The following is a 20,937-nucleotide window of genomic DNA, read 5'->3' on the forward strand; positions in this document are numbered from 1 at the left end:
CGGTATTGTTTTATGTTAAATGATTTCTTTAAATTTGTAGATAACGTTACTAATGAAACTTCTAAAGTTGTAAATGGTATCGCCAATGAAACTTCTAAAGTTGTAAACGGTATCGCTAATGAATCCTCAAAGGTTGTAAATGATATTGCTACTGAGACTTCAAAAGCCGTAAAAGTAGTTGTTGATGAAACTTCAAAAATAACTAGTAATACTGTCGATGGTGTTGTTAGTGTAGCCAATAATACTATAACAGGAATTTCTAATGTTATTAGTATCCCAGGTAAAGTTGTAAATTTTGTTGCTGAAATACACTCATGGCATAGTCAAGAGCGTCTTGAAGAGAAACAAGACGAGGAGCTTAGACAGTCTTTATCCATTCAATTTCCAGAATTCTTAAATCAAGAAGAGTTCAATAGAATAATTCACGAAGAAACCGATAAAATTAATCGATTTAAAAAAGTAGAAATTAACCAAGCTTTAATTAATTTTGAGGTGTATTCAAATAGTCGAATTTCAACTTGGTGTTTTACTTTAGATTATAATGATTATGGAATTTTAACAGGGAAAGTTATAATCTCCAGTGAGAATAGTGATTCAAGTATTCCTGAAAATGTTAGTTTACGAATTTCGGAGCGACTTACTGATATTTTAAAAAATCAGTATATACTTCCACCTGATGATTATGACATTTTACTTGCAAAAGAAGCTTCTGAAGTAAAAGAGCTTTTTGAAAATATTGGATTTCATAATGTAACATTACTTGAAAAAAAATATGAAAAATTACCTTATTTTATTAAGAATTACAAAATACATAGTATTACAATAGGAAATTGCAAATATTTTGATAAAGATTCTTATTTTGATAGTAATTCATTAGTTACAATATCATATTTTATGCAAGATGAGTAACCTTTCCACACTTCATATCTCAAACATTTTAATTAATACTTATAAAAAGAAAGAAGGAAAAGCAGCACTTTTCCTTCTTTTTTTACTCCCAAAACGTATCAAACACGGTGATTGGTAGGTGGCGTTTGTGTTGGCCTTTGTGCCACCATTTTTCAATGGTTGCTTTGGCTTCTTGGCTGATTTGTTTACCTTCCAGGTAGTCATCAATCTCTGCGTAGGTTACACCGAGTGCAACTTCATCTGCCAATCCTGGTTTCTCTTCTTCTAGATCGGCAATCGGTACTTTTTCATAGAGAGCAGGATCAGCTCCGAGCTCCTTCAATAGTTGTTTCCCTTGGCGTTTATTGAGGCGATAGAGAGGAAGAATATCTGCACCACCATCACCAAACTTGGTAAAGAAACCTGTGATATTTTCTGCAGCATGGTCAGTACCAATAACTGCTCCACTATGAGCTCCTGCGAGTGCATATTGGGCAATCATCCGGCTTCTAGCCTTGATATTCCCTTTATTAAAGTCTGACATTGGACTACCAGTAGCCTCTACTGCCACTGCCATTGCATCTACAGAATCCTTGATATTGACCACCAAACTCACATCTGGTTGGATAAAAGCTAGGGCTTTTTGGGCGTCATCCTCATCTGCTTGAATTCCATAAGGCAGGCGAACTGCTATAAATTTATAAGAATCATCACCGGTTTCAGCTCGCATTTCTTCTATAGCTAGTTGGGCAAGACGACCAGCTAAAGTCGAGTCTTGACCACCTGAAATGCCCAATACAAAACTTTTAAGGAAGGGATGTTTTTTAAGGTATTTTTTCAAAAATTCAATGGAACGACGGATTTCTTCTTGGGCATCAATGACTGGTTTAACGCCTAGTTGTTGGATAATGGTCTCTTGCAAACTCATTCTTCTTCTCCTTCGCCCAGAGCTTCTTTACGCATCTTATCAATCAAGTCCATCTTGTCTTGCCATACATCACGAGCCAAGTCAACAGGATAATGTTGTGGGTTAAGAACACGTTTGTACTCGTCCCAGAGCTTGTCAAATTCCTTACGAGCATAGGCTTGGATTTCAGGCAGACTTGGTAAATCATAGACCAGCTTACCGTCCTTAAAGATGTTCACCAAGAGAGGAACGGCATCAAAATTACGGACAGTTTTCTTGATGTAAGTATAGGTCGGATGGAACATCTTAATCTCCGTCATACTAGTAACATCTACACCATCGTATGTAATGTAGTCACCTTCAGATTTTCCTTTTTCACGACTAGTAATGCGCCAAACTTGTTTCTTACCTGGAGTTGAAACTTTTTCAGCATTGCTAGAGAGTTTGATGGTGTTGCGCATCTGACCATTTTCATCTTCAATAGCCACAATTTTATAAACTGCACCAAGAGCAGGTTGATCATAGGCAGTAATAAGTTTAGTCCCTACACCCCAAACATCAATCTTAGCTTTTTGCATCTTGAGGTTAAGGATAGTATTTTCATCAAGGTCATTGGATGCATAAATCTTAGCATCCGTAAATCCTACCTCGTCCAGTTGTTGACGAACTTTTTTAGAAATATAGGCGATATCACCAGAGTCAATACGAACTCCCTTAAAGTTAATCTTGTCACCTAATTCTCTTGCAACCTGAATGGCAGCAGGAACACCGATACGAAGAGTATCATAAGTATCAACAAGAAAGACACAATCACGGTGAGTTGAGGCATAAGCCTTGAAAGCTTGGTAATCATTGCCATAGACTTGAACCAAGGCATGAGCGTGAGTCCCTAAAACCGGAATTCCAAAGAGCTTACCAGCACGCACATTACTAGTTCCATTGGCACCACCAATGACGGCGGCACGAGTTCCCCAGATAGCTGCATCCATTTCTTGCGCACGACGTGTACCAAACTCCATCAAAGGTTCATCATCAATGACCGAGCGAATACGAGCTGCCTTGGTCGCAATCAAGGTTTGAAAGTTGACAATATTCAAGAGGGCTGTTTCAACCAATTGACACTGCGCCAAAGGGCCTTCCACTTGAACAATCGGTTCATTAGCAAATACTAAGTCCCCTTCTTGAGCAGAACGCACAGTTAATTCCAACTTGAGATTACGGAGATATTCCAGGAAGGCACCATGATAACCCAGTGATTCTAAATAAGCAATATCGCTATCAGAAAAGCGCAGGTTTTCTAAGTAGTTCACAATTCGTTCCAAACCTGCAAAAACAGCGTAGCCGTTTTTAAAAGGTTGTTGGCGGAAATAAACTTCAAAAACCGCTTTCTTGTTATGAATTCCTTGGTTGAAGTAAACCTGCATCATGTTAATCTGATACAAATCTGTGTGCAATGTTAAACTGTCATCTTGGTACATATACTGTCCTTCTTCCTTATTTGTAAAAAGATGAAAATGCTTCTTCTTTTCTCATAAATTAGTACTATTATAACACATTTTACCAAGATGGATAAAAAGCTAACAAGCTATTCCATACTCTCAAGTTCATCCATATCTTTCTCAAACTTTTTCTGAGCCCATTCACCATAACTCTTTAAACCTAGGTTTCCAAGAAAGACCCAAGGAAGATAAAAGAGATAGGTAAAGCACCAAGCAAAAAGGTATTTGAAGTTTAATGGATTGTGCTGATAAATCTCTATATTGAACTGGTAGTTTTGCAACATTATAATAGTTGTGATTAGTAGTGTCATTAATAGACATCCCAAAATCGTAAAATGAAAACGACTATAGTAGGTCGCACCGAGGTTTCTCGCCCGGTTGAAGAAGTAAAAAAGTCCAATAATGTTAATGCTGAGAACCATAGTCGGATTAAAAAGACTTGGTGCTAATATAGCAATCATATAAGATAAAAGCAAGAAAACGATAGTGATATGGAAACTTTCTGCTCCTGCTTTATTCATCAGTTGTTCTTCTCTTTCATCCAATAATTGATAATAAAAAAATTTATTTTTCATCTTCTTCCTCCCAAAATAATTGATCCAGGGTTTTCCCTAAGCACCTGCAAATGGATTGGCAAAGTGAAAGCGAAGGATTGTACTTGCCAGCTTCTATCAAGCCGATAGTCTGCCTAGTGACACCCACAGCTTCTGCCAAATCACCTTGTGTCATGTCAAGCTCCACTCGAGCTAACTTTAATTTTAAATTCTTAACCACTTGTTACCTCCTCCTTAATTTTAAAAGTCGCGCTTCTTTTTCAACTTTATTATATCATATATTTTACATAATGCAATATATATCTGTCATTTTGTGAGATTTTTTTTACAAAAAAACTCTACCACTTACATGATAGAGAGTTCTATGTTTACAAATCTTTTTGATAATAGTACCTTTGTCCAGTGTAGGGATAATCTTTTAGGGTAAAGACTTCCTTGTAGCCCTGCTTTTGATAAAAGGCTGGCGCTTGAAACTGATAGGTATTCACAAAAGCAAAGCGACAGTTTCTCTTTTTAGCTTCACTTTCTGCTCGCTGCAATAGTTGGGAACCGATTCCTTGTCCTCGCAAGTCCTCCTTCACAAACAAATACTCAATTTCTAACCAATTCCCGAAAGTCTCTGCTACTAAACCAGCCATGATTTCACCATGTTCATCTTCGACATAAAGGTTTAGTGGCTCACTTTCAGCAACTTCTCTTTTGGAACGATTATAGGAGCGAATCAAGTCTCCTATAATTTGCGATTTCTGAGACTCTGTATTTTCCAATCTTACCTGCATCCAAACCTCCTCGAAGATACTTATAGCTTGATTATAGTCTTATTACCAAGAGCTGTCAAACTAGAAAGCTCATCAACCTGAGTTGATGAGCTTATAACTTATTTTCTAAATTTCCATTGGCTATAAATACCAAAAGCAACAATCCAGATAGCTGAACCTCTTGCTCCCATTACAGTTGATTCTTGTAAAAAGAGAGTTCCGAATACGAAGATGAAGAAGAGCATAGTCAGAGGATTTAGCAAGCGATATTGGGGCATGAGATAGCCATCTGCCATAAAGTCTTTTGACTTGCGATACTTAAGATGGGCCACCATGATTAAGATGTAGATGGCGATATAAACACCTGATGAAGAAGCCGTAATCAAAGCAAAGGCATCTGATACGCCAGGAAGTACATTGATGAAGGCTGCAAGACCAATCAATACCGCAGAAGCAATGATAGCATTCTGAGGAACGTTGTGGCGTGAAAGTGTATCTGCCTTAATAGCTTTCAAGAAACGATTTGGTGAATCATGGGCAATTTGGTACAAATGACGGCCTGTTGAGTAAAGAGTTGAATTCAAGGCTGACGCAGCTGACGTCAAGACAACAAAGTTAATCAAGGCTGCCGCCCACTTAAGACCAACAAGTTCAAATACTGTTACAAACGGTGAATCCGCTGCAGAAAGCTCACGCCAAGGAATAATAGACATGATAGCTAAGAGAGCCCCACCGTAGAAAAAGATAATTCGCAAGGGAATTTCCTTAACCGCCTTGGGCAATACTTTTCGAGGATCCTTAGTTTCAGATGTTGTAACACCGATAAACTCAATCATCAAGTAAGCAAAGAAAACCATTTGAAAGGCCATGACAAAGTTCATCCCTCCATTTGGGAAAAGGGAGAACTGCTCACTAATATTGGCGAGACTTGCTGAACCATATGGAGTTTCAAAGCCAGTCAAGACTAGAAAAATCCCTGTCGCGATCATAGCGAGAATAGCCACAATTTTAATCATGGCAAACCAAAATTCTACCTCACCAAAGATTTTAACAGCAATCAGATTGACCAAGCCCAAAATTGTTAGGAATACAACCTGAATCAACCAAGATGGCCAAGATGGAAACCAAAACTGAACATAGTGAGCAATAGCTGTAATCTCAGCCATACCGATAAAGACTACTGATAACCAATAGGACCAAACAGAGAAATATCCCCAACCTTTACCGAGATAACGAGTAATGAAATTGATAAAGGTATGTTGTTCGGGATCCTGATAAAGCATCTCACCGACTGCACGCATCATGAGATACATAAAACCACCCGTAATCATATAGACAAGGACAATCGAAGGTCCCGTTAAACTGATAGAGCGACCAGCACCTAAAAATAGACCAGTTCCGATTGTTCCCGCAATGGCCATAACCTGAACGTGGCGGTTTGTTAATCCACGCTCCATTTTACTTTTCTTTTTGTGCTTATTTTCTGAATTCATATAGTCTCCTAAAGTTTTTAGAATGAAGAAAAGGAGTAATAGGAAACGCTTTCCCTAAATCCCACTCCTTCTTTTTATCCTATTAAGCGGTTTTTTCAACCTTCAAGATCTTAACATCATAGCTTCCAGCAGGTGTTTCGATTGTAACAACATCCCCTTTTTTCTTACCAATCAATGCTTGACCAATTGGGCTTTCGTTTGACACTTTACCCGCAAAGGCATCAGCACCAGCTGAACCAACGATGATATATACTTCCTTTTCGTCTTCTCCAACTTCTTGGATGGTTACAGTTTTTCCAATGGCAACTTCATTTTTAGCAACGGCGTCGCTGTTAACGATTTCTGCGTAACGAATCTTAGTCTCTAGACTTGAGATTTGTCCCTCAACGAAAGCTTGTTCGTCTTTCGCTGCTTCATACTCACTGTTCTCTGACAAATCACCATATGAACGAGCAATCTTGATACGTTCTACAACTTCTGGACGACGTACTAGTTTCAATTCTTCTAATTCTTTTTCGAGTTTTTCCTTTTCTTCCAAGGTCATTGGATATGTTTTTTCTACCATTTTTCTCAACTTTCTTTTGATTGAATTAATAAATATATGCTTTAAAGCAAAATTATGTGGAAAACCACATAATTTTAGTTTGCGCTATTTGATTGAGGTAATTTACTATTGATATGTTCTTGAACGTTACGATCATGTTCTTCTAGTGTTGTTGCATAGTAAACTTTACCATCTTGAACATTGGCTACAAAATAGAGATATTCACTCTTTGTCTGATTGATACTTGATTCGATAGCATCCAAGCTTGGGCTATCAACTGGACCAGGCATTAGACCTACTTTTGTATAGACATTGTATGGTGAATTAATAGATGTATCAATGGCTGCATCATCAGAGAGACTGATGTTTTGACCAAGTTTGCCTTCTGCGTAAAGGATAGCAATATTACTTTGAAGTGGCATACCGAGGTTTAAGCGGTTATAGAAGATTCCTGCAATCAGCTTACGATCTTCTGTTTTTGCACCTTCTTTCTCAACAAGTGATGCAATTGTTAAGAGCTCATTTACGGTCAAGTTCTTTTCTTTGATAGCAGCATAGTGTGAAGAAAGGTTCTTATCCATAGCTGCAAGCATTGAATCAATTAAACTTTCAACAGTTGTACTTTCTTTGATCGTATAAGTCGCAGGGAAAAGATAACCTTCTAAACGGTAACGAACACCACTATCTTTGGCTGGCAAGCTTGCAAGCAGGTTTGGATATTTGGCAACCTCTTGAGCAATAAAGGTCTCATCTTGAACTTTTGCCTTAAAGGCATCTGCTGTTAAAGGTTCTTTAAAATCACCTTGAAGTTGTCCAACAGCTTGTGCAATTTGTTCAAGCGTATAACCTTCTGGAATAGTTAAATTTGCAAATACTACTTCTTGAGGCTCTGGAGTCCCACCTACTTGCAAGGCTTTAATTAACTCATCAGTGCTCATACTCTTCTGCAAATTATAAAAACCTGACTTTAATTCTGTATAATTTTTATATTTTACATATAAAGTAAAAAGCATACCATGCTTAACTAGGCCAGATTTTTCTAATATTGAACCAATTTCCTGAGTATTAGAACCATTTGGAATCTGAACCTTTACAAATTGTTTAGATGATGGATCTACAGGTTGCAAGGCCGATTCTGCATAACGAAGACCAAAGAAACCACCAGCACCAAGTAGGAACAGCAATACCAATACTGTGACTAAAAATCCTTTCAAGTGGGATTTTTTCTTTTTCTTAGCTGGTTTCGCAGACTCTCTCCGACTTCTTTTAGGAAGTTCATCTACCTCAGTATTTTTCTGATTAGCATTTCCAGTTGTTATTTCTTCATGATTAGTGGCAAAACTTACAGTTCCTTCATCTTCATGTGATTCTTCATGAGTACGATAAGAAACTGAAACTCTAGTTGGAATTGAATGATTCTCTTCTTTTTCCGGAATTGATTGAGATGACTCAACTACTTCTTCTTGTACTGCTTCTGGAATTTCTTCTTGTACTTTCTCTGCAGCTTCTTCTGGAACTTCTTCTACAAGAACAGGACGCTCAGGAACAGTTGGGGCATTATCAATCAATTGATCAACAGCTGCAACTGATTTTGCAATCAACTCCTCTTCCGAAATACTTGGTTCCTTTTTTTCTGAAGTTGCTTCAGAAGGTTTTGCTAAAGTTGAAAAAAGGTCATCCGTTTGTTCAACTTCATTTGCCTCTTTTTTAAGTCGTTCTAAATCTCGCAAAATTTGCTCTTTAAAACTCAACTTTTCTTCATTTGAATTTTCGCTCAAAGGTATTTACCTCCTTGTTGATAATCCTTAATATTATATCTTAAAAACTAAAGAAAAGCAACCTTAGAAGCCTTTCTACTCACTAATTCTTGTTTTCCCAGACCATATCATACCATTCTTCTCCCGCAAATTGGGACTTAGACTTTCCTTCATTGACAAAACCATGCTTCTCATAGTATTCAATAAGGTAGTCATGACAGGTCAGATTGATCCCCTCTCGTTCATGCTTAAGAGCCACTTCTTTCAATGCGGTCAGGAGTTTTTTCCCTAGTCCTAGAGATTGAGCTTTTTTTGCAATAGAAAGACAAGTCACAGATATATAACCACCTTCCTTATGACTGTGGTCTTTTATTTCTTCAGTGAAAGACTGGTCTTGTAAATAACGATGAGGGACTACTGGTCCTTCGATATAACCGAGTATCTCCCCCTCTTTTTCAGCCACTAGAAAGCTCGTTTTTATTTCCTTTAAATGTGCTTCAAAGACAGATCGAGGTATAGCTTCTTCAATAGAAAAATTCTCTAATTCAATCTCTAAAATACGGTCTAAATCACTCAGTCTAGCTTGTCGAATAATCATAGTTCCTCCTGATAAAAAGGATTCTTCCAGCACATGAGAAAATTAACTTCATTTCCGACTCCCAGATCTACTATTCCTTGCTCTATAAATTCATTCATCTCAAAATAAGACAGCAATTCATCTTTACAGACCAGATAAATACTGGGGCTATTTTTCTGAAGAGCGACTTGTTTCATGGCTGCGAGCAACAAGGTTCCAAATCCTTGCCCTTGATAATTCGGATGAACAGATAAAGCATCAATAACAAGATTTCTATTACTAATAGCTTCTCCATCTGCCATCTCTACTATCCATCTACTTACAGAGGATGTAGCAAAATCTATCGCCGAAATATAAGCAATCACCTGATCATCCAAACTAGCTAAGAGAAACGTATCCGCAAAATTACGGATACGTTCTTCTATTATTTCTCTATTAAATGTTTCTTGGAAGTTTTGAGTACTCTCCTGTATCAAGCAAACCTGCTCGATATCAGATTGCTGAACTTCCCTTATTTTAATTGGAAATTCCATGGTTTTCCTTACTGAACATTACTTGTCAAATTAGACAAGAGACGTTCGAATGAGTATTCATATGATTGAATGTCACCTGCTCCCATAAAGACGTATACAGCATTGTCGTGGTCTAAGAGTGGAGACACATTTTCAACAGTGATAACTTGATGTTTTTTATCAATTTTAGCTGCTAAATCCTCAACCTTGACATCACCATGGTCAACTTCACGAGCAGATCCATAGATTTGTGCTAGGTAAACTGCGTCAGCTTGATTCAAGGCTTGTGCAAAATCATCCAACAAAGCAATTGTACGAGTAAAGGTATGCGGTTGGAAAATAGCAACGATTTCCTTGCTTGGGTATTTTTGACGTGCAGCATCTAGAGTTGCGATAATTTCAGTTGGGTGATGCGCAAAATCATCGATAATGACTGTATCGTTAACAATCTTTTCTGTAAAGCGACGCTTAACGCCTCCAAAAGTATTCAAGTGTTCACGCACTAAATTCAAGTCAAATCCAGCTGTATAGAGCAAACCAATTACTGCTGTGGCATTCATGATATTATGACGACCGAAAGTTGGAATGTGGAATTGACCCAACTCTTGTCCACGAAAGTGAACTGTAAAGGTTGAACCTGTTGTAGAACGAAGCAAATCGCTGGCTACAAAGTCATTGTTGTCTGCTTCAAAACCGTAATAATAGATTGGAGCATTTGCCGTAATCTTACGCAACTCAGCATCTTCACCGTAGACAAATAAACCTTTGGTGATTTGTTTAGCATAATCATTGAAGGCGTTGAAGACATCCTCTAAGCTTGTGAAATAGTCAGGATGGTCAAAGTCGATATTCGTAATAATAGAGTACTCTGGGTGATATGGCATGAAATGACGTTCGTACTCGTCTGATTCGAAGACAAAATACTTAGCATTTTCAGAACCACGACCTGTACCATCTCCGATTAGATAGCTTGTATCAGTGATGTGTGACAAAACGTGAGAAAGCATACCTGTTGTTGAAGTCTTACCGTGTGCTCCAGCAACTCCCATGCTGATAAAGTCACGCATAAAGCTACCAAGAAACTCATGATAACGTTTATAGCTTAGTCCGTTCCTGTCTGCATAGGCAATTTCAACGTTGTTATCTGGACGAAAGGCGTTTCCAGCGATGATTTCTATATCCCCTTGAAGATTCTTCTCATCAAAAGGCAAAATTTTGATACCTGCTTGCTCCAGTCCACGTTGTGTAAAGTAGTATTTCTCTACATCAGATCCTTGGACCTTATGCCCCATTTGGTGCAACATCAAGGCCAAGGCACTCATCCCTGATCCTTTGATTCCGATAAAATGATAGGTTTTTGCCATCTTTTTCCCCTTTACTCTGTCATATTTGTCAAGTTCAACTCTTGAGCAATTTTACGTTCTTTTTCTGATTGATTTTCTTTTTTGTTATAAATTTGGCTTTTCTTTAAAAAATCATAATTATTTTTCTTTGGTCCAAGATGCTCTTCTTTGGTTGTCTGTTGCATCTGAGGAGCCATTTCAGCCAAAATATAATGGTTCTGAGTTAGTTTGTCGCTAAATTTTGCTAGCTCTCCAGGATTTTCCTTTTGGAATGGAGCTGTTGGCTGATTTGCCTGTCTTACTACATTATTTGAAGGTTTATAACGTTTCGTAAAACTAACATCTTGAGTCAAATATTTTGCTGAACGTTTCCGTTTTAGATCAGCTCTTGCTTCTTCACGAGCAAGTTCAGCATAGGATTTTTCTTTCTTTTCAGGTAGCTTATCTGATGCTTGAACCAGTGGCTTTTTTTCGGTAGTAATTGGTGACCATTCCAAGTAGTTTTTGTCCTGGTAATCTCCCTTGATATTACTAATGAGATCCGACTCATCATATAAATCCATAAATGGCATCTCTGTCAGCATAATCTCATCATCTGACACTATTGGAAATCGTACTTGTTTCATTTTTATTCCCTTTCAATACTCCATTATAACGTAAAGTCTTGATTTTTCAAGTCTTGGCTTCAGAAATTCCTAATATTTCTTGAATTTCAGTAAGTGTGAGACTTCCACGAGACTCTGTTCCATCCAATACTTCTGAGACTAGATTCTTTTTCTCTTCCTGCAACTCTTGAATCTTCTCCTCAATTGTGCCTCTAGTTACCAGACGATACACCTCAACGGCTTGCTCTTGTCCCATTCGATGAGCCCTACCAATTGCCTGTGATTCGACAGCTGGATTCCACCATAAATCTACCAGAATAACTGTATCTGCACCAGTAAGATTGAGACCAACTCCACCAGCTTTTAGAGAAATCAAAAACACATCGCGTTCACCTTGGTTAAAAGCCTTGGTCATTTCTTGACGCTCCTGTGATGGTGTAGAGCCAGTAATCTTAAAGGAAGTTAAGCCAAGCTGAGGCAACTTCTTTTCGATGCGATCAAGCATTCCCCTAAATTGAGAGAAGATGAGTACACGATGATTTCCCTCAGCAATTTGACTTAGCAGATCTCGTAAACTATCAAGCTTCCCGCTATCTCCCTTATAATCTTCCATAAATAGAGCTGGAGTATCACAAATCTGGCGAAGACGCATGAGTCCTGTTAAAATTTCAACTCGATTTCGTTGAAATTCTGCATCGGTCACTTGTCCCAAACGCTCTTGCATCTGTTGCAGTTGAGCTAGGTAGATAGCTTTTTGCTGGTCCTCCAGTTCATTTTTATAAACGACTTCTATTAGATCAGGTAACTCTGTAAGAACATCCTCTTTTTTTCGACGCATGACAAATGGTTTGATAAACTGTGCCACTCTCTCAGCAGACAATTTCATAAAGTCTTTTTTTGCTGGCAAAAGTCCTGGCAATACAATCTGAAAGATAGACCATAATTCCCCTAGATTATTTTCAATTGGTGTTCCGGAAAGAGCAAAAACTGATGGAACCACAAACTTTCTCAAAATCTTAGCAATTTTGGTTTGGGCATTTTTCATCACTTGGGCTTCATCTAGAAATAGAAAATCAAAAGATAAATTTCGATAGATTTCACTATCCTGACGGAAAGTGGCATAACTGGTCACATAGACCTGATGTTTTTCTGCTAAAATAGTCTCGCGATAAGGTTTCAATCCATGTACGATAGCCACATCCAAATTCGGTGCAAATTTTTTAAATTCATCAGCCCAATTATAGATGAGACCAGATGGAGCAAGAATCAAGACACGGCTATTCTCCTGAAGTTGGCTACTTAAAAAGGCGATGGCTTGTAAGGTTTTTCCAAGTCCCATATCATCAGCTAAAATTCCACCAAATCCATAATGGTCTAACATCTGAAGCCATTGAATCCCTTTTCTCTGATAATCTCTGAGCTGAGCTCGAATATCTAGGGACTTCATCGGAAAATCCTCTGGATGCGTTAAATGATGCGCCAAATGACGAAATTCATCAGTAAAAGTAACTTGATCCTGGTCCTTAAACAGATGAGATAAGGTATAAGCCAAAGACTTGCGAGCCTGGAAAGTAGCACTCTCTATCTCATCAATTCCTAATTCCTCTAAATCTTGTCGAATACGTTTGGTCTGTTCATCGAAATAATAGACCTGATCAGACGAGCTAATATAATAGTCCTGCTTGGCAACGAGAGCCTTCATCGCTCGATTGATTTCTTCTTGATCAATATCCTGGAAATCAAATTGAATTTCTAAAAGACTTCCCTTGGATGATATCTGAACTTGAGGTTTTTGAATCTGATAAAGATCTTGCATGCTCTCTGAAATCTTTAATTCTCCAAGTGCTGCAAAGGCTGGTAATACTTCCTGAAAGAATGTATGGACAGCTTCAGCTTTCAAACTTTGACGCCATGAACGAAAATCCGCTTCAAACCCCGCAGATAAGGCCAACTGAAAAATCTGTTTTTCCAATTGAATGTCACTAGCAAAAGGAAGTTTCTCTAGTTCATTACGATTGGTTACTAGGCAAGTTTCATATTGAAATTGCATATCTAATCGAATAGAACCATCCTCTTCTTGTTCCATATAAAAAGACGGACGGAAGGATTTGATTTGTAGTGAATCAGGAGCCTCTACTTTTCCTAGGCATTTAAACTGTGACAAGGTCGAAGCTAAAAGATCTCGATCACGAGTATCAAACTGTAAGATCTTTCTGCCACCATTATCTAAAGGAACTTTTCTAAGCGCATCTAATAAACTAGCCTGTTTTTTCGTCATCAGGAAAAAATTCCCTTTGTAGAATAATACTTGTCCCCTGTAAAAGAAATTAAGCCCTGTCTGTTCGAAAATCTCCATTTCAAAATAGTTGGATTTTTCTTCAATTCTAAATGAAAACAAACCTGCTTGGCCATCAAAGTCTTGGAAGAGAAGATGATGATAACTCGAAAGTTGGTGGTCAAACTGAAAGGCAACTAATCCCATCAGTAGACTAGCTCCCTGTTCAAAAAAGGTCTTAGGGAAATAGAGATGTCGTCCTTGATTTTGGAAAAAAATATTGTAGTCAATCTTCTCTTCAACCAAACCTAATAAGAAATTTAAGACTTCTTGACTGGCTTTATCAAACTGTTCAAGTTTTAATGAAGACTCGTAATGCTTTCCTATCATGTAGGGTTTGGAAAACTCTATGACTTTTAAGAAAAGAGGGATATCCCTAATCACATAAAATTTGTCTTGCTGAGCAAGGCCAATTCTTAAAGTCCAGATAATGCGATTGGTTCCTACTTCCACCTGACCTTGAGCAGAAAGCCGATAGATGTTGGATTGACGCGGAACTTGGATAGACTTCAAGAATTCTCCTCCGAAAGTCACCTGTGTCTCAACAGTTTCCTTCTCTTCCTGATTAGCCTCCAGATTGAGTACAATTTCTTGTCCTAGTTGATCATTTTTCAAGTAATATTCTAGAGCTGCTAAATGAACACAGTAACCTCTTTTTTTGAAAAAATCACATGCACAAAAAATCAAGTCATCGTCTAAACTATAACGAATTTCTTCTTCCGCTACACGCGCATAGATGCGATGGTCTTGTTCTTTAATGATTTCAATCTGACCAGTTTCGTAGAGTTCCACTCCCTCCATTCGAAGCTTTCCTGGAATCAATTTAGCCATAATTTCCCCTTTACTTTATCTCTTAATTATACCATATTTTCGCCTATGAAAATAGCCTTCTAGGAAGACTTTTCTCCTAAAAGGCTAGTTTTTAAAGATTTGAAAAAGTGGCAATGATTCGTTGGCAGACTTCTTCCAAAATAGATGTTGGCATGGCTACATTGAGACGAGCGTGGAGGGCTCCTTCTTCACCAAAGTCCAAGCCCCTGTTCAGGATAACTTTGGCTTCGTCTCTTAAAAGCTTTCTTAGCTCTTCATCGCTAATATCATAGGCTGAAAAATCAAGCCAAATGAGATAGGTCCCTTGAGGTTTCATGACCTTGATTTTAGTTTCTTTGCCAAATACATCCACTACATAATTGATGTGTTTCTCAATCAGTTCTTTGAGTTCTGTCAACCAATCTTCACCATATCGATAGGCAGTTTCTGTTGCCAAATAACCCAAACCTGAGATTTCATGTTGATTATTAGCCAGCTGGCGCTTTTGGAAAGCAAGTCTCAACTTAGGATTTTCGATAATAGCGTAGGAATTCTTCGTCCCAGCAATGTTAAAGGTCTTGGTAGCACTGCTTAAAATCAGTGAAAATTCTTTAAAATCTTCATTTACCGTGTTGAATGACTGGTGCTTGTTTCCAAATAGAGCTAAATCTTGGTGAATCTCATCAGATACTAGCAAAACTCCATGTTTTTGACACAGTTGTCCAATCTTCTCTAAGACTTCCTTTTCCCAAACGCGTCCACCAGGATTATGAGGATTACAGAGAACGTAGAGTTTCACATCTTCTTCGACAAAGTCTTTCTCCAATTGATCAAAGTCAATCTCAAAAAGTCCGTCATTTTCTACTAGAGAGTTGGTGATTAGTCTACGATTATTGAGCTTAATACTTCGAGCAAAAGGAGGATAAACCGGTGTGTTAATCAGAACCGCTTCACCTTCTTTGGTAAAGGCTTGAATGGCTGTTGAAATAGCTGGCACTACCCCTTCGATAAAGACTAGAGCATCCTTTTCAAAGCGATAACCGTGCTGTTTTTCCTCCCAATTTTGAACAGCTTCAATCAAGCCATCACTAGCATAGGTATAGCCATAGACTAATTGCTCAGCATAGTCATGGACAGTCTGACGAATCTCAGGTAAGACTTCAAAGTCCATATCAGCAATCCAAGCTGGCAATACTTGACGGTCAGTCTCTGCTTCTTTCCATTTGTAGGTATGATGTCCAAAACGATTGGGCAAAGTCGTAAAATCATATTTCCCCATAGTCTTATCCTTCCAAAGCTTGACGCAAATCTTCAATCAAGTCCCTTGCATCCTCAATACCAATAGACAAGCGTAAAAGGTCATCTGTTAATCCATAAGAATGACGAACCTCTGCAGGAATGTCTGCATGAGTTTGAGTGGTTGGATATGTAATTAGACTTTCTACACCACCCAGGCTTTCAGCAAAAGAGAATACTTTCAAAGTATTTAAGATATGAGGGATACGTTTCTCATCTGCTACTTTAAAGGAAATCATCCCTCCACGACCTGTATACAAAACTTCTTTGACTGCAGATGATTGTTCCAAAAAGGCTACGATTTCTTTAGCATTAGCTGTTGAGCGCTCCATACGAAGTGACAATGTTTTAAGACCACGAATCAATTGATAACTATCAAATGGTGACAAAACAGCCCCTGTCGTGTTGAGATTGTAAAAGAGTTTTTCGTACAAATCAGCATTATCTGTCACAACTACACCAGCTAAAACATCATTATGGCCTGCAAGGTATTTTGTCGCTGAATGAAGGACAATATCTGCTCCATCTTCAATTGGACGTTGGTAAATCGGGCTATAGAAGGTATTGTCGACGACAACTTTAGCGCCCTTAGCATGAGCTAATTTTGACAATTTTTCAATATCAAATTCCAACATCAAAGGGTTGGTTGGTGTTTCGATATAAAGTACATCCACATCCTTTTCTAGCTCGGCAATTAGCTCTTCTTCTGTGTTGGCATAGGTAAAGTGGAAACGTCCTTCCTGCTCCACTTGATTGAACCAGCGGAAAGAGCCACCGTAAAGGTCACGAACAGCCAAAACCTTACTTCCTACTGGAAAAACGCTAAAGGCTAACACAATAGCAGACATACCTGAACTAGTCGCCAAAGCATACTTGGCTGATTCAATAGCTGCCAAAACTTCCTCTGCCTTGCAACGAGTTGGGTTTTTGGTGCGTGTATAGTCAAATCCAGTTGATTGACCAAATTCTGGATGTTGATAGGTCGTTGAAAAGTGAATAGGTGTAACCAAAGCACCTGTTGCCTTATCAGACTTAATACCTGCTTGTGCTAAAATTGTGTTGATGTGAAATGATTTACTCATACAATACCTCCAAATCTATAGTAACTATTGTACCACTTATTTTGGATCCTTCGTTTTCTTGTTTTCAAGAGCTAGTTATAGTTTCAAACTATATAAAAACGATAGCTTCCTGAGAAACTATCGTTTTTCCTGTTGAATAGACTGATTACTTAACGTGTTTAGCAAAATCTTCTTGGGCTTTTTTATTAGATTCTTCTTTTTCTTTCAGCCATTTTTGTCTAGCTTCTTCATACTCAGCTGTTGTGACAATCTTATCTTGCAATTTCACGTATTTGTAGGATTCAACACCCTTATTACCAGCTTGAGAGAAGGCGGCAGAGAATGGAACTGTTTTTCTCAATGTAGGTGTTCCACCTTTAGAAACGTTTGGAATTGCTAGAGAGCTATCCACCAACCAAGCTTGTGTTTCAGCGTATTTATCATAACGTTTGTTCAAATCTTGTTCAGCATTGGCTTCTTCCAACATCTTAGTATAGACATCCAAACCAACAGCTGTTGCTTTGGCATTGGTTTCACCAGGTTCTAGACCAAGATTTTGCAATGAGCCACCACTTGTTAAACTTAGAGTATCAAGGTAAGTTGATGGGTCTTGGTAGTCTGGTCCCCAACCACCGTTATAAAGGTCATAGTCTTTTTGTGCAGCTGTATTCGCTAGATAACCAATACTATCCATTTCCTCAGTAGTCAGCATTTGAATATCGATAACGACATTATCTGCACCTAGAACAGATTCAATAGACTGTTTGAAAGAACTTGCCTCTAACACCCCCTTCTTAAAGGTTTGGTCAACCGGTAAATCCAGGTGAATTGGGAATTGAACACCTTTGGCTTCCAATTCTTTCTTGGCTTGAGCAAAAACTTCTTTGGCCTTATCGGCATTGTAGTAAGCATCTTGGGCATCAGCGAAGTTCATATTTTGCCATACTTGACCGTAATTGACCATCTTAGAAGCTACGACATCACCAAAATCTTTACCATCAAGTGTTACAAATGATGGTGGAACGAGCAAGTTTCTGATAATCTTAGTTGCTCCATCTTCCCCTTGAGATTGGGCACCATAAGCAGTACGGTCATAGGCAAAGTTGATAGCCTGACGGAATGATTTATTCAAAACTGCTTCTTGTTGGGCTGTCTTTTCAGCATCAGTTGTTTTTGAAGTATGGTTATAAGATTGTCTATCTAGGTTAAAGTTATAATAGTAGGATGTCGCATCTTGCATGCTGTAAATAATATTATCTTTATTCTTTTCCTTAATTCCTTCAAAGCTCGAACTATTTGGATAGAGACGTGCGTAGCTGTATACTCCTTCCATGAAGTTACGTGCCAAGGCATCTTGGTCGCTTCCATCGTAGTAAGTCAACTTCACTTCATCTACGAATACATTTTTTGCATCCCAGTAATTTGGATTTTTCTTGTATTCCATGACAGATTTAGATGTGAATGATTTGAGAATAAATGGACCATTATACAAGATATTTGCTGGATCCACTTTACCGAAATCATCCCCTTTTGAGTTCAAGAAGTCTGCATTGACTGGAAACAGAATAGTCGCAGTTGTTTTTGAGTTCCAGTAAGTTTCTGGGTGAGTCAAGGTATATTGGACAGTTTGGTCGTCAATAGCCTTTACACCAACTGTTGAAAAGTCTGTTGTTTTTCCGTTGATATAGTCATCCAAGCCAGCAACAGAATCTTGAACTAGATAGAGAGCTTCAGATTTTTTATCCGCAGCATATTTCAAACCAGTTACAAAATCTTGTGCTGTCACTGGTGCATACTCTTCACCATCTGCTGTATACCATTTGGCGTCCTTACGAAGTTTGTAAGTATAAGTCAAACCATCTTGGGATACAGTCCAATCTTCTGCCAATGAAGGAATATAATTTCCATACTGGTCATTTTCCATCAAACCATCTACCAAGTTTGTCACAACATCACCTGTTGTTGCACGATTCTCTAAGAGATAGTTTAGACTAGATGGATCGCTACTATATACATAGTTGTATGTTTTAGTAGAACTAGCTGAGTTGCTACAAGCCGCCAATAGCAGACCTGCACTTAGGACAATGCCTGCCAGCGTCAGATATTTTGCCTTAGACTTTTTCATAAACAGAACCTCCAAATTTAAATATTTGTATCATTATACAGCTATTGTTTTTTTTAGTCAAGCGATTTTATCTAATTTTTACCAAATTATAGATTTTTTTCTACTAATTTTATATTTTATCCTATTTTTAAAATAAAAAAATGAACAATCTAAACTTTTTCGGATAGAAAAGTTCAAATTATTCATTTTATTTATAAATTTTTATGATAATTTTAATCGTGCTCGTAACTGATTTGCTTTTTCCTGTCCAATAACCTTATCCAAGAGACGAGTATAGAGACACATAACTCCGTAAAGCCCGCCACCGATTGTACCAATTAAGGCGACATATAGGAAACTCCAGAAACGTCCAGTTGGTTGGAAGACAAATCCAATAATCCATTGCAAGAGTCCTACTAGAATAAACATAACTAGAGTCAAAATAGTGACTAAGATTGTTCTCTTCAGAATAATCTTTCGACGCGCACCTGTAACCTGACAGATATCACGATACATCAAGACATTCGGAATGATAAGACCGATAGTCGTTGAAATGAGAGGACCATAACTATGGAAAATAGCTATCGATGGTAATTGTAGAACAATCTTAGCAATTGAGCCATAAACAAAATACAAGACTGCCTTGCGGTTACGGAACATAGCCTGAAGCATTGGTGATAAGACCATGTATAAACCGAGGATAGTTGATTGCAAGACCGCAAAGATAAATAAGCCCATAGCCAAGCCATCTGGCTTACCGTAAAAGACTGTATAGAGTGGTTCTCCTACCATAACTACTCCAACTGTTGCAGGTAAGAGGAATAGGAAGAGCATGGTGATACTATCTTGCACCAAGCGAGAAGCTGCTGGTAAATCACCCTTTACATAGTTCTCAGTTAAAAGTGGTAATCCTACACTACCAATCGAAACTCCAACTGAAATCAAAATCATAGTGATTTTATTAGGATTGGCAGAGAAATAAGAAAACATGACAACTAAGTCTTCATTACTATAGTTGGTAAACCACTTCATGCTATTGATAAAGGTCATTTGGTCCAAGATTTGGAAAAGCTGAATAGCAGAACCAGTCAAGATAAAAGGAATAGCTTCCTTAATCGTATCAACCAAAAGACTCTTACTATCAATCTTATCTCGTGTCTCAAAAACTTTTTGGAGCAATCCTTCCTTATAAAGGAAATAAAGCAAGACTGCAAAACTAGCTACCATTCCCACAAAAGCAGCAAAGGTAGATTGGGTAACAGCTGATAGATAATCCTTTGAACCGAGCTTCATGATGATAAAGGTTGCTAAGAGCATCCAAATCACACGGATAACCTGCTCAGCAATTTGACTCATGGCATAAGGCTTTAGATTATTCATTCCTTGGAAAAATCCACGGATAACACTCATAGACGGGAAAATCAAGACAGCCCAAGCTAGACTCTGCATAATGGGAATCAAATCCTTCCCGACACCCGAAAGATCAGCCAACCAAGGTGCAAAGAGATATAAGATCAAAGCAAAGGCAAGTCCCAATACAGTCATAAAGCCTAAGAAGCTTCGAATCAGGGCAAAACTATGTTCTTCCTCATGCATGGTATTGTATTTAGCGACCTGCTTAGCGACCGCCACTGGGATACCTGCTGTCGAAATCAACAAGAACCAAGCATAGATATTGTAACCCATAGTAAAGAGACCATTAGCCTTAGCAGCATATGTGCCCATCCAAATATACCAAGGGATAATGTAAATAGCCCCGAGCAAGCGACTGATAAAGTTACTAGCTGTAAGCCAGGCAGTCCCGCGTAACATCTGGGCCTGCTGATGATTATTTTCGTTAGACATAACTTCCTCATTCAATTTTAATCACTAGGAAAAGTTCCTTATCTTCCAT

At 38.2% G+C, this 20,937-nt stretch carries 18 protein-coding genes; 1 reads left to right on the forward strand and 17 read right to left on the reverse strand.

The genetic code is table 11. The features are described from left to right. Positions 1-12 precede the first annotated feature (12 nt). Positions 13-909: a hypothetical protein gene (locus QM859_RS04135; RefSeq protein WP_414262225.1), complete on the forward strand. Its 897-nt coding sequence runs from the start codon at positions 13-15 to the stop codon at positions 907-909. Positions 910-991: 82 nt separating this feature from the next. Here QM859_RS04135 and nadE read toward each other — a convergent pair whose 3' ends face one another. From nadE to QM859_RS04220, 17 genes are all read right to left on the reverse strand, one after another. After that, entirely contained in the window at positions 992-1,816 is an 825-nt protein-coding gene (gene nadE, locus QM859_RS04140; RefSeq protein WP_414262226.1) for an ammonia-dependent NAD(+) synthetase, read from the reverse strand. Continuing rightward, on the reverse strand, positions 1,813-3,273 hold the full coding sequence (locus tag QM859_RS04145; protein ID WP_414262227.1) for a nicotinate phosphoribosyltransferase: 1,461 nt from the start codon (positions 3,271-3,273) through the stop codon (positions 1,813-1,815). The genes nadE and QM859_RS04145 overlap by 4 nt, the downstream gene beginning before the upstream one ends. 107 nt (positions 3,274-3,380) lie before the next feature. Beyond that, positions 3,381-3,869 carry a DUF6773 family protein gene (locus QM859_RS04150; protein ID WP_006148151.1) on the reverse strand — a complete coding sequence of 163 codons (489 nt, stop codon included), beginning with the start codon at positions 3,867-3,869 and terminating at the stop codon, positions 3,381-3,383. Then, positions 3,859-4,068 (reverse strand): helix-turn-helix transcriptional regulator, encoded by a 210-nt coding sequence (locus QM859_RS04155; RefSeq protein WP_006151491.1) that lies wholly within the window; start codon positions 4,066-4,068, stop codon positions 3,859-3,861. The genes QM859_RS04150 and QM859_RS04155 overlap by 11 nt, the downstream gene beginning before the upstream one ends. Before the next feature lie 148 nt (positions 4,069-4,216). Continuing rightward, a complete protein-coding gene (locus QM859_RS04160; RefSeq protein ID WP_414262228.1) occupies positions 4,217-4,627 on the reverse strand; it encodes a GNAT family N-acetyltransferase in 411 nt (136 codons plus the stop codon). A gap of 98 nt (positions 4,628-4,725) precedes the next feature. Further along, entirely contained in the window at positions 4,726-6,099 is a 1,374-nt protein-coding gene (locus tag QM859_RS04165; protein WP_414262229.1) for an amino acid permease, read from the reverse strand. Between the two features lie 82 nt (positions 6,100-6,181). Then, positions 6,182-6,664 (reverse strand): transcription elongation factor GreA, encoded by a 483-nt coding sequence (gene greA / locus QM859_RS04170; RefSeq protein ID WP_006148148.1) that lies wholly within the window; start codon positions 6,662-6,664, stop codon positions 6,182-6,184. A gap of 74 nt (positions 6,665-6,738) precedes the next feature. Next, positions 6,739-8,421, reverse strand: a complete 1,683-nt coding sequence (gene mltG / locus QM859_RS04175; RefSeq protein WP_414262230.1) for an endolytic transglycosylase MltG — start codon at positions 8,419-8,421, stop codon at positions 6,739-6,741. Positions 8,422-8,503: 82 nt separating this feature from the next. Continuing rightward, a complete protein-coding gene (locus tag QM859_RS04180) occupies positions 8,504-8,998 on the reverse strand; it encodes a GNAT family N-acetyltransferase (RefSeq protein WP_036753537.1) in 495 nt (164 codons plus the stop codon). Continuing rightward, entirely contained in the window at positions 8,995-9,510 is a 516-nt protein-coding gene (locus QM859_RS04185) for a GNAT family N-acetyltransferase (RefSeq protein ID WP_414262231.1), read from the reverse strand. The genes QM859_RS04180 and QM859_RS04185 overlap by 4 nt, the downstream gene beginning before the upstream one ends. Before the next feature lie 8 nt (positions 9,511-9,518). Continuing rightward, a complete protein-coding gene (gene murC, locus QM859_RS04190) occupies positions 9,519-10,853 on the reverse strand; it encodes a UDP-N-acetylmuramate--L-alanine ligase (RefSeq protein WP_414262232.1) in 1,335 nt (444 codons plus the stop codon). Positions 10,854-10,864: 11 nt separating this feature from the next. After that, positions 10,865-11,458 (reverse strand): cystathionine gamma-synthase, encoded by a 594-nt coding sequence (locus QM859_RS04195; protein ID WP_371499028.1) that lies wholly within the window; start codon positions 11,456-11,458, stop codon positions 10,865-10,867. Positions 11,459-11,504: 46 nt separating this feature from the next. Next, complete coding sequence (locus QM859_RS04200; RefSeq protein ID WP_414262233.1) at positions 11,505-14,603, reverse strand: DEAD/DEAH box helicase; 3,099 nt, start codon at positions 14,601-14,603, stop codon at positions 11,505-11,507. A gap of 91 nt (positions 14,604-14,694) precedes the next feature. Then, positions 14,695-15,861 (reverse strand): MalY/PatB family protein, encoded by a 1,167-nt coding sequence (locus QM859_RS04205; RefSeq protein WP_414262234.1) that lies wholly within the window; start codon positions 15,859-15,861, stop codon positions 14,695-14,697. 4 nt (positions 15,862-15,865) lie between these two features. Further along, entirely contained in the window at positions 15,866-16,960 is a 1,095-nt protein-coding gene (locus QM859_RS04210) for a cystathionine gamma-synthase (RefSeq protein ID WP_414262235.1), read from the reverse strand. Positions 16,961-17,105: 145 nt separating this feature from the next. Beyond that, positions 17,106-19,064, reverse strand: a complete 1,959-nt coding sequence (locus tag QM859_RS04215; RefSeq protein WP_414262236.1) for a peptide ABC transporter substrate-binding protein — start codon at positions 19,062-19,064, stop codon at positions 17,106-17,108. Between the two features lie 201 nt (positions 19,065-19,265). Then, complete coding sequence (locus QM859_RS04220) at positions 19,266-20,888, reverse strand: putative polysaccharide biosynthesis protein (RefSeq protein ID WP_006155559.1); 1,623 nt, start codon at positions 20,886-20,888, stop codon at positions 19,266-19,268. Between the last annotated feature and the right edge of the window lie 49 nt (positions 20,889-20,937).

The sequence above is a fragment of the Streptococcus infantis genome, from assembly GCF_047463175.1.
Classification (GTDB): domain Bacteria; phylum Bacillota; class Bacilli; order Lactobacillales; family Streptococcaceae; genus Streptococcus; species Streptococcus infantis_AC.

What these genes read in the sequence shown, in the direction of transcription:
- QM859_RS04135 (WP_414262225.1), top strand. Translation starts at nt 13, where the DNA reads ATGTTAAATGATTTCTTTAAATTTGTAGATAACGTTACTAATGAAACT.
- nadE (WP_414262226.1), bottom strand. Translation starts at nt 1,816, where the DNA reads ATGAGTTTGCAAGAGACCATTATCCAACAACTAGGCGTTAAACCAGTC.
- QM859_RS04145 (WP_414262227.1), bottom strand. Translation starts at nt 3,273, where the DNA reads ATGTACCAAGATGACAGTTTAACATTGCACACAGATTTGTATCAGATT.
- QM859_RS04150 (WP_006148151.1), bottom strand. Translation starts at nt 3,869, where the DNA reads ATGAAAAATAAATTTTTTTATTATCAATTATTGGATGAAAGAGAAGAA.
- QM859_RS04160 (WP_414262228.1), bottom strand. Translation starts at nt 4,627, where the DNA reads ATGCAGGTAAGATTGGAAAATACAGAGTCTCAGAAATCGCAAATTATA.
- QM859_RS04165 (WP_414262229.1), bottom strand. Translation starts at nt 6,099, where the DNA reads ATGAATTCAGAAAATAAGCACAAAAAGAAAAGTAAAATGGAGCGTGGA.
- greA (WP_006148148.1), bottom strand. Translation starts at nt 6,664, where the DNA reads ATGGTAGAAAAAACATATCCAATGACCTTGGAAGAAAAGGAAAAACTC.
- QM859_RS04180 (WP_036753537.1), bottom strand. Translation starts at nt 8,998, where the DNA reads ATGATTATTCGACAAGCTAGACTGAGTGATTTAGACCGTATTTTAGAG.
- QM859_RS04185 (WP_414262231.1), bottom strand. Translation starts at nt 9,510, where the DNA reads ATGGAATTTCCAATTAAAATAAGGGAAGTTCAGCAATCTGATATCGAG.
- murC (WP_414262232.1), bottom strand. Translation starts at nt 10,853, where the DNA reads ATGGCAAAAACCTATCATTTTATCGGAATCAAAGGATCAGGGATGAGT.
- QM859_RS04195 (WP_371499028.1), bottom strand. Translation starts at nt 11,458, where the DNA reads ATGAAACAAGTACGATTTCCAATAGTGTCAGATGATGAGATTATGCTG.
- QM859_RS04200 (WP_414262233.1), bottom strand. Translation starts at nt 14,603, where the DNA reads ATGGCTAAATTGATTCCAGGAAAGCTTCGAATGGAGGGAGTGGAACTC.
- QM859_RS04205 (WP_414262234.1), bottom strand. Translation starts at nt 15,861, where the DNA reads ATGGGGAAATATGATTTTACGACTTTGCCCAATCGTTTTGGACATCAT.
- QM859_RS04210 (WP_414262235.1), bottom strand. Translation starts at nt 16,960, where the DNA reads ATGAGTAAATCATTTCACATCAACACAATTTTAGCACAAGCAGGTATT.
- QM859_RS04215 (WP_414262236.1), bottom strand. Translation starts at nt 19,064, where the DNA reads ATGAAAAAGTCTAAGGCAAAATATCTGACGCTGGCAGGCATTGTCCTA.
- QM859_RS04220 (WP_006155559.1), bottom strand. Translation starts at nt 20,888, where the DNA reads ATGTCTAACGAAAATAATCATCAGCAGGCCCAGATGTTACGCGGGACT.